Source organism: Oligoflexus sp., from assembly GCF_035712445.1.
In the GTDB taxonomy this organism is placed as follows: domain Bacteria; phylum Bdellovibrionota_B; class Oligoflexia; order Oligoflexales; family Oligoflexaceae; genus Oligoflexus.
The window spans coordinates 142431-158516 of record NZ_DASTAT010000145.1 but is presented as its reverse complement, the minus strand read 5'-3'; the positions used below and the strand labels follow the sequence as shown (position 1 = coordinate 158516).

The window sequence follows — 16086 nt, the reverse complement described above, 5'->3', positions numbered from 1 at the left end:
CATGACGTGCGTGGCCATGAGAACGCTCATCTCGGATTCGGCCATCAGGCGCAGGATGATCTCGGTCCAGGCTTTGCGCACCCTTGAATCCATGCCGTTGGTCACTTCATCCAAAAGCACGAGGCGCGGTCTGTGCGCCAGAGCCAGGATAAGGCCGAGCGCCTGCCTTTGCCCGCGCGACAGCGTCGCCACCATGAGCTTCGGATTCAGATCAAAAGCCTCCAGCAGTTCCCGGCCCAGGGCGGCATCCCAGGTCGATCGAAGACCGGCATGAAGCGCAATGTTATCGGCAACGCTCAGACGTTCGTAATGAACCTGGCCGTCAAAGGCGTAACCGATGTGCTCTTTCCAGTCTCCCTTGCGCGGATTCACCTCACGATCCGCGAGCGTCCATGATCCACTCTGAATCTGAAGAAGACCCATGAGACTTTGCATGAACGTGGATTTGCCGGCCCCGTTCGGTCCGACGAGGCAGGAGAAAATCCCTGCCGGCAGCTGCCAGTTCAAAGGGCCAAGACGAAATTCCCCCCTGCGACACACGAGATCATTCACGGTCAGGATAGAGTCCATTATTCCGTCTCCTTTGTTGGCTCTGCGGTCCCGCTGTCCGCGACGATATCCCTGACAATCTGTAGGATCGTTTTCAAATCAAGCCCCTCACTCAAGCTATCGCGCACAGGTTTTTCCAGCGCTTCCCTGCAGTGCAATCGTGCGAGATCCTCTTTGCTGCCCTTGGGCAGGTCAGCCACGAAAAATCCTTTGGCCCGCCGGGACACGATCAAATTCTGTCGGACCAGTTCCTCATACGCTTTCTGGACCGTGATCACGCTGATGCGTTCACGCCGAGCCAGCTCGCGGATCGACGGCAGGGGCTCACCCTCGGGCAAAGCACCCGTTATGATTTGGGCTGAAACCTGCCGGACAATCTGCAGATAGAGCGGTTCGCTTCCATGGTCGTTGATATTGAGTAGCACCGGAACCCTCCCCCGGGGACTGTGTATCCACCGTACATGGTGGGTATGTACAGTAGTATCGGATGGGGAGCAAGTTTTATCAAGGGGGCTTGGTCAAAAAAGCTGCAGAATTCTTGTAAAAGTAAATAAATACAATATGTTGAATGATTGGTCCGCGGATTCTAAAAACGTTCTCAGAAGAGGGTTGGAACAGAGCTGGGATCGTGAATTTCGGGTATACCCAATGGACGTTCTGCGATTCGGCTGTCCCGACCCTTTTTTTGGATGGTTTATGCGCCTTAAGTGTTTTTTATTGCTGAGTTTTCTGAGTATATCCTGCGGACCGCAATCCGTTTCCGACCTGAACATCATGAATGGTGCGACGGGTGACGAGCGTTTTCGGGCAACCCTGGCTCTGACTGTTTTTGGCAATAGCCTTTGCTCGGCTTCGTTAATTTCTCCCTATCATGCCGTGACCGCTCGGCACTGCGTCGCCAGCATCCGGGAAAACCTGTCCGTACATGCCGGCACGGATTCCAGGAAACCTCAGGAATCGGCCGAGGTGAAAGCGGTTTACATTCTGCCTTATCTTGATGAAGCTCCCCAGAGCAGCATCCAGTTGAATGGCGAGTCATGGCAGGCCTATGATGTGGCTCTCCTCGAACTCAAGAGCCCCATCCTTTCGGTGGAACCTTATCAGCTGATAGATCAGGCCTACGACTGGGGCGCGACCCTTCAGGATTTCTCTACGCTCGCGAAAAAATCCGTCTTCATCGCCGGCTTTGGCGCAACTTCTCAAGAGGACGCTGTCCAACGCGAAGGCAATACCTTAAGGCATCACACCGAAGTGGGCATTCATAGATTGGATGAAGGCGTGGTGCAGGTCTCGGGCGATAACACGGGCGCCTGCAGCGGCGATAGTGGAGGCTCACTGGTCTTTCCCCAAAGCGAAAGCGGGGCTTTTCTCCTGGGGGGAGTGTTGAGCACGGGGTCGCCCTGCTTTCCGGGAACGTCCGTCTTCAACACCTATGCGCTGATCTATCCCAATCTATGTTGGATTAAAAAGATCGTGAATCAGAATGCGAATACCCTCGATTTCGCTTCCCATATTCGCTGTGACGACGCGGGGATCGTCGAAACCGTGCAAGCCAGGACTGTATGCTCGGGGCTCACGAAGAGTCCCGATGGCCAAACTCTTCTGGACGCTGTCGCTGGAGCCCTGCATCAGAGCGATTGCAGTCAAATTAAAGAGGCATTGAGTCAGAATCGTGATCTCAATCTCGCTGGTCTGCAGGTTCGCGATCTTAGCCTCCTGCAGGGAGGGCGCTTCCGTAAACTCGATCTGAGTTTCAACAGGATTGATGATCTCAGCGCATGGGAAGGAGCCTCCATCACGGAGGAGATCAATCTTGCCCAGAACAGGGTGAAAGACCTCAGCTGGATAGCCCAGTCCAACTCCCTGCGGAAACTTATCGTGGATAATAATCAGCTGCAGGAAATTCCTGCGAATAATTGGAAAAGCCTGACGACGCTCAGGTTTTGGAATAATCAGGTCAGGCAGATCCCTGATCTGAGTGCGATGAATCAGCTCACCGTTCTTAAAGCGGGACGCAATCGAATCGCAACTGTAGGCGCTCTGCCTTCAGGATTGCAGGAATTACGCCTGGAGCAGAATGAACTGACGAATGCTTCATTCACGCAGGAACTGCCCCAACTCTTAACGCTCTTTCTTTACCAGAACCGCTTGACGAGCTTTGCGCTGTCGGACAAAGCCAATCTCGGCTGGCTTGCCTTGGAAAAGAATCAGCTGACGAGTCTGGTCCTGGACAAGCTGCCCAGGCTCTATAAATTGGACTTCAGTGACAATCCCCTGGAGACGATCAAGCTCGGCGAGATGCCGGCGCTGGAAATCTTGAATGCGGACAATGTCAACTTCAGTTCGGTGCCTGATCTGAGTCATCTCACGTCCCTGCGCAGTCTCTGGCTCAGAAACAACCGCATTGAAACCTTGGATGTCGAAAAGCTTCCAAAGTCCTTGACTCAACTGGAATTGGGTTGGAATCAGATCCGGGATATTTCGACCATCACGGCGCTCCAGAATCTTGAAATCGTCAGTTTGCATGGCAGCCCCCTTGAGAGTCTGGATCCCCTGCTTAAGCTACCCAAGCTTCAGTACGTGGCCGTGGACGATCTCGACAATCGCTTCACCAAGGTGCGTGAGGAACTCAAACGGCGGGGCGTTCTGGTGGACGCAACGGGGTCTTATGGTTACCCTGAGATCGACTTCTTTTACCTGCACCGGGATCTTAAGGCGCAGTTTCCCGAACTCCTGACCCAGGAACTCAGCGATGAGGAGGTCGTCTTCCTGCTGGGTACGACGGCATTTGGGCAAATAACCAGGAATCGAAACTGGGATCTTCCTGACAGTTTCGTCACAGCGCTTTTGAATGAAGTTTTCGAGCCAGTCGGCAATGGGCGATATCATCTGCGAGCTGAAGTAGGGCAGCGCGTGTTTCGCTATGCAAAAGACTTCAATAACTATTTTTAAAGGGTGACCTATGAAACCTGGTCTCAAAATCAGTATACTCTGCGTGCTGGCACTTTCCATTCCAGCGTGTGAGAAGAAAAGTGCGAGGAAAGAAGCCACGACCGAGCTGCCGGGACCAGTCACGCCTCCCGGCGTTCAGCCTGGAACAAATCCCAAGTGCCCACTCTCGGTGGCCTATCATCCGAAAAAGGGCTATCTGACGAACCTTTTCCGGGCCACTTCGTACGATCACCCTGAAATCAAGCGCCTTGGACTGAAGGAACGACTGACCTTGCTCGATCAGTGCAAAGAAGAGCGCAAGCTGATCAAGCAGAATAGTGCCAGCTAGTTATTCTTCGGTTTTTACTCTTCCAAGATTGACAGCGCCCTCAAAGCCATGAATTCTCGGAACAGGAGAGCTTCATGGGAGGGCAAAGTGTCACAGCCAAACCGTCGATTGGGTATTCAGCAGGTCATCGCATCCGGACTTTGTTTTGGCTGTCTGGGGCTTTTTGGAAAACTGCTTTATGAGCACGGAGCCACAGCTGGGGAACTGCTCGCCCTGCGCTTTACTTTTGCGGCGCTTATGCTTTTTGGATGGCATGCCCTGCGGGATCCCCGGCGTTTGATTCTACCCTGGCGCCAGCTTTTATCATGTGCGCTCCTCGGCGTTTTCGGTTATGCGCTCTTTGCCTGGTGCTTTTTTTCGGCCTTGGGTGGGCTGTCGGCGTCTTTGTCGGTGCTTCTTCTCTATACCTATCCTGTAATGGTAACCATCGGCGCGCGATTTCTGTTTCAGGAAAAAATTCCGCGGCAGAAACTTTGGGCCTTGCCGCTGGTTCTGGTCGGGACGGTGGCCTTGGTGTGGGGGGAGATTGCAGTGGAAAAGGCCAGCGCCCTGGTTTTCGCTCTTTGTGCGGCGCTCTTTTATTCCCTCTATATTCTTCTATCGAGTCGGCTTTTGCGGAAGGTGCCTGCGGATATTTCCGTGCCGTACATTCAAACCTTTGCGGCCTTGATTCTCTCCCTCCTCTTCGTGCATGACCTGGAACGCGTGCAGATGCTGTGGACCAACGCCTGGTGGATTATTCTGTCGATTGCCTTCATTGGAACCGTCCTGGCCATGAGTTTATTTCTGGCCGGTCTGCAAAAACTGCAGAACTGGGAGGTCGCGCTCCTCAGCACCACCGAACCCCTTTCGGGCGTTCTGCTCGCTTCGCTTTTTCTAGGAGAACGCTTAACCCCCAGCCAGGTGCTGGGGGGTATTGGTATCCTTCTTGGGCTTTTGCTGATCGCAAGGCCTGTGCCGCGGCCGGCGCTTAGCTGAAGTAACCGGCTTCCAGGTCCCAGTTGACTTCGGGCGTGTGCACGGCCTCGTGATTCAGAGTGTGTTGAAACGCACCCTGAAGATCCTCGATCAGATCCTGCACATGCTCCAGACCGATCGACAGGCGGATCAAGCCATCATCAATGCCGGCCTTCACGCGATCAGCCTTGTCGTAACTTGCATGCGACATGGATGCCGGCTGTTCGATCAAGGATTCGACGGCACCGACGCTCACCGCTCGTTGGAAGAGTCGGGTGGCGCTGATGAAACGTTTGGTGGCCAGGAAGTCGGCTTTGAGTTCGAAGCTTACGACCGCTCCATAAAGTCCGCGCAATTGTTTCTGAGCAATGTCGTATTGAGGATGCGAGGGAAGGCCGGGGTAAAAGACTTTTTTCACGGCGGGATGGTTTTCCAGGAACTGGGCAATCCAAAGTGCGCTTTTACATTGTTCGCGGAAACGCACTTCGAGCGTTTTAATCCCGCGCGCACAGAGGTAACAGTCCAGCGGAGCCATCACGCCCCCGGTGGCATTCTGAATGAAATAAAGTTCTTTCAAAAGTGCCTTGTCCCGAACGACCAGGGCCCCACCCAAAAGATCGGAATGTCCGCCTAAGAACTTGGTCGCGGAATGCATGACGATGTCCGCTCCGAGTTTCAAAGGCTGGGTGGCGACGGGTGTGGCGAAGGTATTATCCACGGCGAGCAAGGCATCATGTCGATGGGCGATTTCGGCCAAGGCTTCAATATCGACCAGGGAAAGAAGGGGATTGCCCGGATTTTCCGCCCAGATCATGCGCGTGGTCGGACGGATCGCGGCTTCCACCGCTTCCAGATCATCGAAGGGCACAAGCGAGGTTTCAATGCCCACGCGGCTCAGGATCTTGTGCAGGATGCGATAGGTCCCGCCGTAAATATCAGTGCCGGCAATCACATGATCGCCGCTTTTCAAAAGCATCAAAGCCCCGTGAATGGCCGCCATGCCCGAGGCATAGGCCAGCGCCCCGACGCCTTCTTCCAGCGCGGCGAGCGTGGTTTCAAGGCCGGCCCGGGTGGGATTGCCGCTTCTGCTGTAATCAAATGCGGCTTCACTGAATTCACCGGGAGGCGCGAAGGTCGCGGCCAGGTATAGCGGTGGAATCACCGCGCCGGTCAGAGGATCTTTTTCATTGCCAATGTGAATCGAACGCGTGGATAAATGCATCGTGCTGTCCCCCTTAGATGCGGCTCAAAGCCTGGTCCAGATCAGTCAAAAGATCCTGGGTATCCTCGATGCCAAGCGAGAGACGCACAAGAGCACTATCGATACCCCAACGCAGGCGATCGGCTTCCGATGCCTTATAGAAACTCATGATCGCCGGTTGCTCGATCAAGGATTCCACTCCGCCGAGGCTGGGACCGATCCGCGGGATGCGGCAGGCATCTATGAAGCGCGCGCAGCCTTCCCGATCGGTTTTGAGTTCGAAGCTGATGAGGCCCCCACAACCCGAGAGGTATTTTTGCGCCTGCTCAAAGCTCGGATGGGTGGGGAGTCCGGGGTAATACACTTTCTTCACGGCTTTGTGCTGATTCAAAAATGCCGCCACGGCAAGGCCGGTTTTATTCTGCTGCTGAACGCGAAGGGGCAGGGTTTTCAAACCTCTTTGCAAAAGCCAGGCGGTATGCGGCGCAGCGATAGCGCCGATGATGCCCTGCAGTTTGCGGAGGGGTTCCAAACGGGCCTTGCTTCCGGCGATCGTGCCCGCGAGAAGATCGTTGTGCCCACCGAGATATTTGGTGGCGGAATGCACGATGTAATCCACACCCCAGCGCGCGGGAAGGTGATTCACAGGGCTGGCCAGGGTTGCATCGATGCAGGTCGCGGCATCATAGGCCTTGGCAATCTGCACGAAGCGTTCAAGGTCGATGACGGTCAGATGCGGGTTGGTCGGCAGCTCGGTGAACAGAAGACGCGTGCGGCCATCCATGGCCTGCTCCAGTGCCTGAAAATCCCCAGTGGGAATCTGCACGCAGTCCACACCGTAGGCCTTCAGATATTCAAAGCAGAACTGCCTTGTGCGGTGATAGCACTGATCGAAGAAGACAAGCTTGTCGCCGGGCTTCAGATCGGCCAGGAAGAGAAGGGCCAGAGCCGACATGCCGGTGGTGCAAAGGATCGCGTCCTCGGTGCCTTCAAGTTCCGCCAGCTTTTTCTCGACGGTGCGGGAGTTGGGGCTGCTGTAGCGGGCGTATTCATCGCGTTCCTCGCTTTCACCTTCAAGCATGGCGATGAGCGAGGCGGTGTTTTCAAATGTATATGTTGATGAACAATGGATCGGATCCACGAGTCCGTAGTCGCTTTTGACTCGAGCCTCCCCTCCATGAACGGAAAGAGTGGAAAGACCTGGTTCACGTTGCAGAGTCATAGCATAAGCTCCCGGAATCAAAGAGTGAATGAGAACCAGGATTTGCTTTGCGCGAAAAAAAAACGCCACGCAAGGGCGTGGCGAGTTTTCTCGAACTCATTTGGCGCTTTAGCAGAGAAAGCTGCAATCGGCCACAAATCCTTTAGACTCACCATAGGAGGTCGCGAGGAAAGGGGCAAGATTTTTTACGGACCCTTCCATAAAAAACCTACAGCGTGGTGGAAATCCATGCAAAGGCCCTGGAACCATTACGCATCTTCATAGAGCCAGGTGGAAAGATAGCGTTCGCCTGTGCTCGGAATCACAGCGACGATCTGTTTCCCTTTGTTTTCGGGCCGACTCGCGAGTTTCAAAGCTGCGGCCAGCGCTGCGCCCGAGGAAATACCGGCGAAGATGCCCTCTTCTTTCGCAAGGCGTCGCGCCCACTCACCGGCCTCATCATTGGTGACCTGAATCACTTCATCAATCAAAGAGGTGTCCACGATGGCTGGAATGAAACCGGCGCCGAGACCCTGAATTTTATGAGGGCCGGGTTGTCCGCCTGACAGAACCGGGGAGTCCTTGGGTTCCACCGCGATGGCTTTGAAAGTGGGTTTCAGTTTTTTGATCACGCTGGCTGTTCCGGTCAGAGTTCCGCCAGTGCCGATGCCCGAGACGAGATAGTCGACCTTGCCGTCGGTATCTTCCCAGATTTCAAGGGCCGTGGTCTTTTTGTGAATCTCGACGTTGGCCGGGTTGTTGAACTGCTGCGGCATGTAGTAGCCAGGATTCTCCGCGATAATTTCCTCGGCTTTGGCGATCGCGCCCTTCATGCCTTTTTCACCCGGGGTGAGCACCAATTGAGCACCGAGGGCTTTGAGGAGTTTGCGCCGCTCGACGCTCATCGTTTCGGGCATCGTCAGAATCAGTTTGTAACCCTTCTGCGCGGCGACGAAGGCCAGAGCGATCCCGGTGTTGCCGCTGGTGGGCTCGACGATGGTGGCGCCGGGCTTCAGCTTGCCGCTTTGTTCCGCGGCTTCGATCATGGCCGCACCGATACGGTCCTTTACGCTCGACAGGGGATTGAAGAATTCCAACTTCAGCAGGATGTCCCCCGGCAGGTCCTTGCCGATCTTGGTCAGGCGGACGAGGGGCGTGTTGCCGATGGTTTCAAGGATGCCGTTGGCGATCTTGGGACGGTGACGACGTTCGGACATGATGAATACTCCTCTAAGTGCATGAATAGTGTTGCGGGAACTAAATGCCATCTCCATCGGTAAAATACGAAGAGAGATAACGTTGCTGGGTCACGCGGCTCTTCGGTGGCACGCTTTCCGTCAGCCAGACATTGCCGCCAATGCTGGACCCGTCGCCGATGGTGATCCGTCCCAGGATCGTGGCACCAGCATAGATGGTCACGCCATCACCGATCACAGGGTGACGGGCGTTGCCCTTGACAACAATTCCTTTGTCATCACGATAGAAACGTTTGGCTCCGAGCGTGACGCCCTGATAGAGCGTTACGTTCTTGCCGATGATGGCCGTTTCTCCGATCACGACGCCGGTGCCGTGATCAATGAAGAAGTTCGCGCCGATCTGGGCCCCGGGATGGATGTCGATGCCCGTCTCCTGATGGGCGAGTTCAGAAATCAAACGCGGCAGAAGAGGAATGCTGTGCCGATAGAAAATATGGGCGAGGCGATGATAACGCGTGGCCTTGAAACCGGGATAGCAGATGATGACCTCAAGGGCATCATCGGTCGCGGGATCATTATTCAAGGCGGCCTCGATATCCGAACGCACCAGATGCTCGATCGCTTGCATTTCCCAAACCAGGGCGGTGGGCGAAAGGTTCGCCACCCGCGGATGCTCGGCTCCATAGGTGTGGCGCAGATAGGCCAGGAGCTTTTCCATGACCGGCGCCACGGATTCTGTGAAAAAGCGTTCTTTCTCTTTTTCGAACAGAAGACCCGCTGTCACAAGCCGCACCAGCTGATGAATATCATCCTGGAACGCACAGAGCACTTTATGCTCCAGCCTGTGCTCACTCAGTCGCTCGTTCAAAGTCCTGGTACTCGCCATCCTCTCACTCCTGCAAAGGGACATCCGCTCTTGGTGTTCCTTTATACCGCTTCTCTGAAAACAGTTCCATCCCCTTTCGTCTGCAAAGTTTCCCCTAGATGCCGAGTCCATCCTCATAAACGCCGATGCCGCGTGTCGCGAGGCGTTTGCGCAGGAACTGCCCTTCACGACCATCCTCGACCACAACGTGCCAGCCGAGTTCAAGCAGAGCCTCCACCGACTGCTGTTGGATTTCCAGGGTGTTTTTCTGCAAAAAGACTTTCGGTAGAAAGAGCCAGCCGGGCTTGCCGCGATTTTCCTGCCAGATCGCATCGTCGGCATGGGCGAGGTGCAGCTGATCCGGACGCAGACCATCCCCGCTCAAAGGCGTATCGATCATCCCGGCCGCGACCGTGCGATAGCTTTTGGGATCGATCAGAATAAAGGCACCCAGCGCCTGTGATGTTTGGTAAGGCGCTGCGTAAAGCGGCCGGGAACTTTCGATCTCGACGGCCGCGATGTCGTTGAGGTGCAGACCCTCGGCCGGCACCGGCAAAAGCTGGGTTAGATCAAAACGATGATGAATCCGGGTGATCTGGGCCCGCGCTGTTTGCGTGCCGAGGCGAATGATATAACGTTCGTCCGGGCGCAGGGCTTCCTCATCGAACCAGACGAGCTGCGACTGGAAATGACGGGTGGGGGAGGGCGCGCTCGCATCGGTGACGAAGATGCTGCCGCGATCGAGGTCGCGTTCATCTTCCAAGGCCACGGCGATGGCTTCCCCGGCCTGGGCTTCCTCGGTTTTTTGACCCGAGCGATAGATTCCCGCCACGCGACTCGTTTGATTGGACGGCAGGATGCGGACGGGATCACCGACCCTGAGCTGACCTTCCGCCAGCGTTCCGGCCGCCAGCCTCGTTCCATTCGGATCCCGCAGGATCAACTGAACGGGAAGGCGCAGATCCTTGACCGCGTCTTCGCGCGAAGGCAGCTCATCCAGGACTTCCAGCAGCGCAGGACCCTTGTACCAGTGCGTGCGATCGCTTCGGCTGCTGATGTTATCGCCGCGCAGAGCGCTGACGGGAATCACGTGCAGCGACTGCTCGGGCCTGATCCATTCCAGTTCGCGGAATTCTTTTTCAATGGCCTGAATGCGCTCCGCATCGTAGTCGATCAGATCGATCTTATTGATCGCCAAAAGAAGGTGCTTGATGCCGAGCAGATGCGAGAGATAAGCATGACGCCGGGTCTGCTCCAGGATTCCATGCCGCGCATCCACCAGGAGCACGGCAACGTCGGCCAGTGACGCCGCGGTCACCATGTTGCGCGTATACTGCACATGACCCGGGGCGTCGGCGAGTATGTATTTCCTGCGACTGCTGGAAAAATACTTATAGGCGACGTCGATCGTGATGCCCTGCTCCCGCTCGGATTTGAGCCCATCCGTTAAAAGCGAGAGATCGAGTTCGCCCTGAATGCGCCTCGCGTTCTCAATCGCGGCCAGCTGATCATCGAAGACGGCCCGGGCTTCATAGAGCAGGCGGCCGATCAGGGTGGATTTGCCATCGTCCACACTGCCTGCTGTGGTAATGCGCAGTAGGGAACGTGTCGCTGCCTGTGTCATCAGAAGTACCCCTCTCTTTTCTTCATTTCCATGGATGCGTCCTGATCATGATCTATGACGCGGGTCGCACGCTCGGAACTTTTCGTTTCGAAGAGTTCGGCGATGATATCATCCAGAGTCGTGGCGTTCGAACGGATGGCTCCGGTGCAGGGGCTGCAGCCCAGGCTGCGGAAACGAACCTGCACGTTTTTCGCGTCGCTGCTGTTCCAGCGTGGATCATCCTCATCCAGCGGAATGAGGCTATTGCCTTTATCGAGGACGCGGCGTTCATGCGCGAAATAAATCGGAACGATGTCGAGATCCTCGCGTTTGATGTAATGCCAGACGTCGTATTCGGTCCAGTTGGAGAGGGGGAAGACCCGCATGTTTTCCCCTTCATGAACCCGAGTATTATAAAGGTTCCACAGTTCGGGGCGCTGATTCTTGGGATCCCATTGCCCATGCCGATCGCGGAAGGAGAAAATCCTTTCCTTGGCGCGCGAGCGTTCTTCATCCCGACGCGCTCCGCCCAGGGCCGCGTCCACGTTATATTTCTTGAGGACCTGCAGGAGCGCTTCGGTTTTTAACAGCGCGCAGCAGGCACGGGTTCCGAGTTTGAATGGATTCGTCCCATCGGCGATCGCCGGCTCGTTGCGATGAACGATGAGTTCCGCACCAATCCTTTTCGCCATCGCATCACGGAAGGCATACATTTCCTTGAACTTGAAACCTGTGTCCACATGGATGAGCGGGAAGGGGATTTTCCCGGGTGCAAAGGCCTTGAGCGCGAGCTGCAGGAGCACCGACGAATCCTTGCCGACGGAATAGAGCATCGCCGGTCTTTCATAGTTCGCGGCGACCTCGCGGATCACCTCGATGGCTTCCGCTTCCAGATCGTTCAGATAGCTATTATCAAAGGGATGCCGTGGCATGCTGATCCTCTCTTTTTGCTGGGGAATGCAGTCCGCATTCCTTGTGACTCTGGTCCTCCCACCACCAGCGGCCCGCGCGCTCCTCTTCATGCGGCTCGATCGCACGCGAGCAGGGCGCGCAGCCGATGCTGGCATAACCCTTGTCATGCAGGGGGCTATAGGGAAGATTATGGGCCTTGACATAGTCCCACACGTCCTGCCTTGACCATGCGATCAAAGGGCTTATTTTCAAGCGATTTCCTTCATCCAGGGCAAAGAGGTCCACGCCCGATCGGGCCGCGGATTGTTCACGCCTGATGCCCGTGAGCCAGGCTTTCTTGCCCTGCAAGGCTCTTTGCAGGGGCTGCACTTTCCTGATATGGCAGCACTGCTTTCGGCGTTCGGCGCTTTCATAGAAAGCGTTCGGCCCGTGTTCCGCAACGAAGGGTTCGAGGGCAGAAGGATCAGGATAATAAAAGCGGAAACTCAGATCGTAGCGAATGCGCCAGCGTTCGATCAAATCATAGGTTTCCGGTGGCAGGCGGCCGGTGTCGAGCACGAAGATCTCGGGCCTTGGATTCAATTGCAGCGCGATGTGCATGAGCACGAGATCCTCGGGACCAAAACTGCTGGCGAGCGTCAGCTGGGGAGAAAACCAGCGCGTGGCGAGCTGCACGATATCGAGAGCCGGCAGCGTCGCATAGCGTTGATTCCATTCCTTGACCTGCTCGTCCGTGATCGCACCCAAAGGGCTCATAGAACCGCTCCCAAACGTTCGGCACCGACTCTTTGGACGAAGTCGCCGAGAAATTCTTCACGGCCGCCTTCGGCTTTCCAATAGCCGATGAGTTTATCGAAGACCACGGGCAGATCATTGGTCTTGACCTTGTCTTTGACTTTGAAGGCCAGACGCTGACCTTCCGGCTCACCGCCGACAAAGATCGCGTAAAGTCCTGGCATCTGGCCGACGATTCCGATCTCGGCCGAATAAGGACGCGCGCAACCATTGGGACAGCCCGTGATGCGGACGATCGGGGCCTTGTCATTCAGCTGATAGCGGTCGAGGATTTCCTGGATCTGACCGAAGACATGGGGACCGACGCGCTCGCTTTCGGCCAGGGCCTTCATGCAGGTGGGAAGAGCCACGCAGGTCAGGGCGCGGTCATAGAGTTTTCTGGGGCTCAAGGGATTAAGACCCTGCGTGTCGAGATAGGTTTCGATCTCGCGCTTATGCTCGGGTTTGATGCCATGAAGGATCAAATCCTGCTCGGCGGTGAGCTGCACAGCGAGCTGATAGGTTTCAATCACATGCCGAAGGGCGGATTTCAAAGGACGCTCGGCATCGATCAGACGGCCCGAGAGAGTATGAAATCCAAGGGCGAGGGTGCCGTCACGCGTTTCAATCCAGCCGAGGTGCTGCGGGGTTTTCCACGCGGGCAAAGGCCGATCTTCGAATTTAAGCTGCGCGCGTTCTTCCACCTGGTTTTTGAACCAGTCGAGGCCGCGGGTATCCAGGAGATACTTGAGGCGTGCAAAGGTGCGGTTTTCCCGGTTGCCGTAATCGCGCTGGGTGAAGACCACGCCTTCGGCCACAGCTACCAGGGCCTCCTTAGGAATCCAGCCCAAAAGATCGGCCAGACGCGGGTGCGTTTCGGTATCATTGTGCGACATGCCCATGCCGCCGCCGACGAAGACGAAGTAGCCGTCGAGCTTGTCATGATGATCGAAGGTCGCAGCCAGGCCGAGGTCCTGGGTATAGATATCTATTGAGTTGTTGCCGGCCGCAGTCAGACCGATTTTGAATTTACGCGGCAGATAGGTCTTGCCGTAGATGCGGTCCTCTTTTTCCTCGACCACGGGTTCGCCATCGAGGAAGATTTCAAAGTAGGCGTTCGAGCCCACTTCAAAGTGCTTGGAAAGACGGGTGGCGGGCTCATCGAGTTGAGCGAGGCGCGGATCACCCCAGGGGTTCACCGACTGGGTCACGTTCCGCACGACATCCCCGCAGGCGCCGGTCGTGCTCATCAGAGCTTCATGAACTTCCTTCAGAACGGGTTTCACGTCGCCTTTCAAAACGCCGTGAAGCTGAAGCGATTGCCTTGTGGTGATGCGCAGGCCCGCCGTCGCATAGCGCGAGGCGATATCATCCCAGGCCACCCACTGCTGCCAGGTGAGGCGGCCACCGGGGATGCGGCCCCGCACCATCATCGTAAAGGGTTTCGGACCTGCCGACTCGTCGCCTGGCTTTTTCTTGTCACGATCCTTGTATTGATACATGCCGTGAAATTTCAAAAGGTTCTCGGCGCTGCCGGTGAATCGGGTGGCGTCGCTGTTGATTTCCTCGGGGAGCGTGCCGCGCAGTCCTCGGGATTCCTCTTTCAAAACTTCCATTTTGCTTTTTTCCTGACTCATCGCGTGACCTCTCCTGCTTGTGCATAATGCGTGTGTTCATTCCGCCAACTGTTTTGCCAGATCTGCAGCTGCTCCTTGAGCTTTCGCATGCGCTGCGTGGGATCGGGAATCAGTTGACGAACATTTTTTCGAAGGACAGCAAGCTGCCCGAGTTCATCCGTAAGATCGTGCGGCAGGGCCTCTTCGAGCCAGAGTCGAAAGGCGCGCGCCACACCCGGGAAAAGGCCCTGGGTGGAAATGGCGATCTGAAGAGGGCCGCGCTCCACCTGCGCTCCAAAGAAGAAATCCGCCGAGGCCGGTTCATCGACCGCGTTCACGAGGATGCCGCGGGCCCTGGAGGCGGCGGCGACGCGGGCGTGGGTGGCGGGATCGTTCACCGCTGAAATCACCAGGACGTGGCCTGCGACGTCGTTGGCAAAGAAGGGACGGATTTCGTAAGCGAGCTGATGTTTATCCAGCAGCTCCCGCGTTTCCTCGGCGATATGCCGGGCAATGACGCGAACCTTGGCTTCGGCCTGGATCAGTTTTTCGAGTTTTTCCCGAGCGACAGCACCGCCACCAACCAGGAGCACGGGCTTGTCCTTGAGATCAATGAAAATGGGCAGCAAGGACATGAGGCGCCTCCTGAAAAAGATTGTGGAAGGTTTGGGCTTTCGTATCCATAAAGCGAACATTGTCACCCAGGTAAACAATCACCGGTCCGTGGCCGACGCGCTGGTAGCCCAGAGTTAAAATCGTTTGAATGGTCGTGGCATGAGCATGGCTCGAGCCATCATCGGAGCTTTCAATCAGAGCCAGCGGCGTGGCCGGATCGCGGCCGTGAGCGAGAAGTTTTTCCAAAGTGCTCGCCAGTTTTTCAAGGCCCATGAAGATTGCTACAGTACCTTTATAACGAGCGAGGTCCTGCCACCACTGGGAATCTTCAGGAAGATGATGCCCTTGGATCGCGCGGAATTCATTCCCACCCGTGCGTAGGGTGAGCGGCAGCGTGAAGCTTGCAGCGATGCCGTTCAACGCGCTCACACCAGGGATTACGCGGTAGTCGATGCCGGCTTCGCGCAGAGCTTCGACTTCCTCGGCGCCGCGACCGAAGATGAAGGGATCCCCACCTTTCAGTCGAACGACGAACTTGCCTTTTTGTGCATGGGAAACAATGAGGGCATTGATCTGCTGCTGCGCGAGCGCGTGACGGCCGCAGCGTTTTCCCACATAAATGGCTTTTGAGCGTTTGGGAAAGAGTCCCCGAAATTCCGCGGACAATAGCGCATCATAGAGAACGACATCGGCTTTCTGCAGAGCTTTCAAACCGGCAAGAGTCAGATAATCGACGTGACCGGGCCCAGCCCCAACGAGGGCGACAAAACCTGAACGCATACTTGCACTCCCAAGTGTTGGTCAAAACCAAAGCCGCAAGGATTCAAGGCTTTGGATCAAAGACCAGCGCGTTTTATTGAATTTTTAAGAATGGATTTAAAAAAAACGGCGCTGTTCTTTAACAACAGCAACAGAGGCAACAAAGACAGGATGCAAGGCGGGAGGAAGCGAGGTTGGTATGAGCAAGCATGGAGCTTGTCGGCCTTGTTCGTAAGTCTTGTGTTATGGTGCGCATAATATACCTCTGTGGGAAACAGATGTCAGGATGTGAAGATGCCTGAGGTCAATTTTGAAGTCAATCATGAATGCCGCACAATTGAGAAGGGTGTTCTCCATAAAACTACGTTTTCGGTGGGAACCTGTGGTTGAGCTTAAGGATACCCGTCGACGCTGTGATCCCGGGCTCTTTGTGTTGGAAATCATTTCAATGTCTTAAGAGGGGGACGGCTCGACCTTGGCGCCAGGACCACGAAACGGAAGGAACGGCCGGACGGCCTCCCGCCGCGTCCCGGGATGGGAGGCCGGTGGTGCCTGTCC

General features: G+C 55.9%; 15 protein-coding genes. 3 read left to right on the top strand and 12 right to left on the bottom strand.

The window, feature by feature from the left end; translation table 11 throughout:
• Window positions 1-570 (bottom strand): ABC transporter ATP-binding protein (locus tag VFO10_RS31270; protein ID WP_325145970.1); only part of this gene is annotated, 570 nt, incomplete at its 3' end.
• The gene (locus VFO10_RS31265) at window positions 570-974 is read right to left on the bottom strand and encodes a GntR family transcriptional regulator (protein WP_325145969.1); all 405 of its coding nucleotides are present in this window, start codon (window positions 972-974) and stop codon (window positions 570-572) included. The genes VFO10_RS31265 and VFO10_RS31270, both read right to left, overlap by 1 nt.
• 271 nt (window positions 975-1245) lie before the next feature.
• Here VFO10_RS31265 and VFO10_RS31260 point away from each other — a divergent pair, with 271 nt between their 5' ends.
• From VFO10_RS31260 to VFO10_RS31250, 3 genes are all read left to right on the top strand, one after another.
• Window positions 1246-3501 (top strand): trypsin-like serine protease, encoded by a 2256-nt coding sequence (locus tag VFO10_RS31260; RefSeq protein WP_325145968.1) that lies wholly within the window; start codon window positions 1246-1248, stop codon window positions 3499-3501.
• 10 nt (window positions 3502-3511) lie between these two features.
• Complete coding sequence (locus VFO10_RS31255) at window positions 3512-3829, top strand: hypothetical protein (protein WP_325145967.1); 318 nt, start codon at window positions 3512-3514, stop codon at window positions 3827-3829.
• An 87-nt stretch (window positions 3830-3916) separates the two neighbouring features.
• Complete coding sequence (locus tag VFO10_RS31250; protein ID WP_325145966.1) at window positions 3917-4807, top strand: DMT family transporter; 891 nt, start codon at window positions 3917-3919, stop codon at window positions 4805-4807.
• On the opposite strand, the gene VFO10_RS31245 is transcribed toward VFO10_RS31250, so the two are convergent.
• From VFO10_RS31245 to cobA, 10 genes are all read right to left on the bottom strand, one after another.
• Window positions 4800-6008 (bottom strand): PLP-dependent aspartate aminotransferase family protein, encoded by a 1209-nt coding sequence (locus tag VFO10_RS31245; protein ID WP_325145965.1) that lies wholly within the window; start codon window positions 6006-6008, stop codon window positions 4800-4802. The two genes, VFO10_RS31250 and VFO10_RS31245, sit on opposite strands and share 8 nt — an antisense overlap.
• A 13-nt stretch (window positions 6009-6021) precedes the next feature.
• The gene (locus VFO10_RS31240) at window positions 6022-7209 is read right to left on the bottom strand and encodes an aminotransferase class I/II-fold pyridoxal phosphate-dependent enzyme (RefSeq protein WP_325145964.1); all 1188 of its coding nucleotides are present in this window, start codon (window positions 7207-7209) and stop codon (window positions 6022-6024) included.
• 248 nt (window positions 7210-7457) lie between these two features.
• On the bottom strand, window positions 7458-8405 hold the full coding sequence (cysK, locus tag VFO10_RS31235; RefSeq protein ID WP_325145963.1) for a cysteine synthase A: 948 nt from the start codon (window positions 8403-8405) through the stop codon (window positions 7458-7460).
• Between the two features lie 40 nt (window positions 8406-8445).
• A complete protein-coding gene (gene epsC / locus VFO10_RS31230; protein ID WP_325145962.1) occupies window positions 8446-9270 on the bottom strand; it encodes a serine O-acetyltransferase EpsC in 825 nt (274 codons plus the stop codon).
• A 94-nt stretch (window positions 9271-9364) separates the two neighbouring features.
• Complete coding sequence (locus VFO10_RS31225; RefSeq protein WP_325145961.1) at window positions 9365-10873, bottom strand: sulfate adenylyltransferase subunit 1; 1509 nt, start codon at window positions 10871-10873, stop codon at window positions 9365-9367.
• On the bottom strand, window positions 10873-11784 hold the full coding sequence (gene cysD / locus VFO10_RS31220) for a sulfate adenylyltransferase subunit CysD (protein WP_325145960.1): 912 nt from the start codon (window positions 11782-11784) through the stop codon (window positions 10873-10875). The genes VFO10_RS31225 and cysD overlap by 1 nt, the downstream gene beginning before the upstream one ends.
• Window positions 11765-12520, bottom strand: coding sequence for a phosphoadenylyl-sulfate reductase (locus VFO10_RS31215; RefSeq protein ID WP_325145959.1), 756 nt, complete (start codon window positions 12518-12520; stop codon window positions 11765-11767). Before VFO10_RS31215 ends, cysD begins: the two co-directional genes overlap by 20 nt.
• On the bottom strand, window positions 12517-14175 hold the full coding sequence (locus VFO10_RS31210) for an NADPH-dependent assimilatory sulfite reductase hemoprotein subunit (protein ID WP_325145958.1): 1659 nt from the start codon (window positions 14173-14175) through the stop codon (window positions 12517-12519). The genes VFO10_RS31215 and VFO10_RS31210 overlap by 4 nt, the downstream gene beginning before the upstream one ends.
• Entirely contained in the window at window positions 14172-14789 is a 618-nt protein-coding gene (locus VFO10_RS31205; RefSeq protein ID WP_325145957.1) for a bifunctional precorrin-2 dehydrogenase/sirohydrochlorin ferrochelatase, read from the bottom strand. The genes VFO10_RS31210 and VFO10_RS31205 overlap by 4 nt, the downstream gene beginning before the upstream one ends.
• The gene (gene cobA, locus VFO10_RS31200) at window positions 14764-15549 is read right to left on the bottom strand and encodes a uroporphyrinogen-III C-methyltransferase (RefSeq protein WP_325145956.1); all 786 of its coding nucleotides are present in this window, start codon (window positions 15547-15549) and stop codon (window positions 14764-14766) included. Before cobA ends, VFO10_RS31205 begins: the two co-directional genes overlap by 26 nt.
• Window positions 15550-16086: the final 537 nt, after the last annotated feature.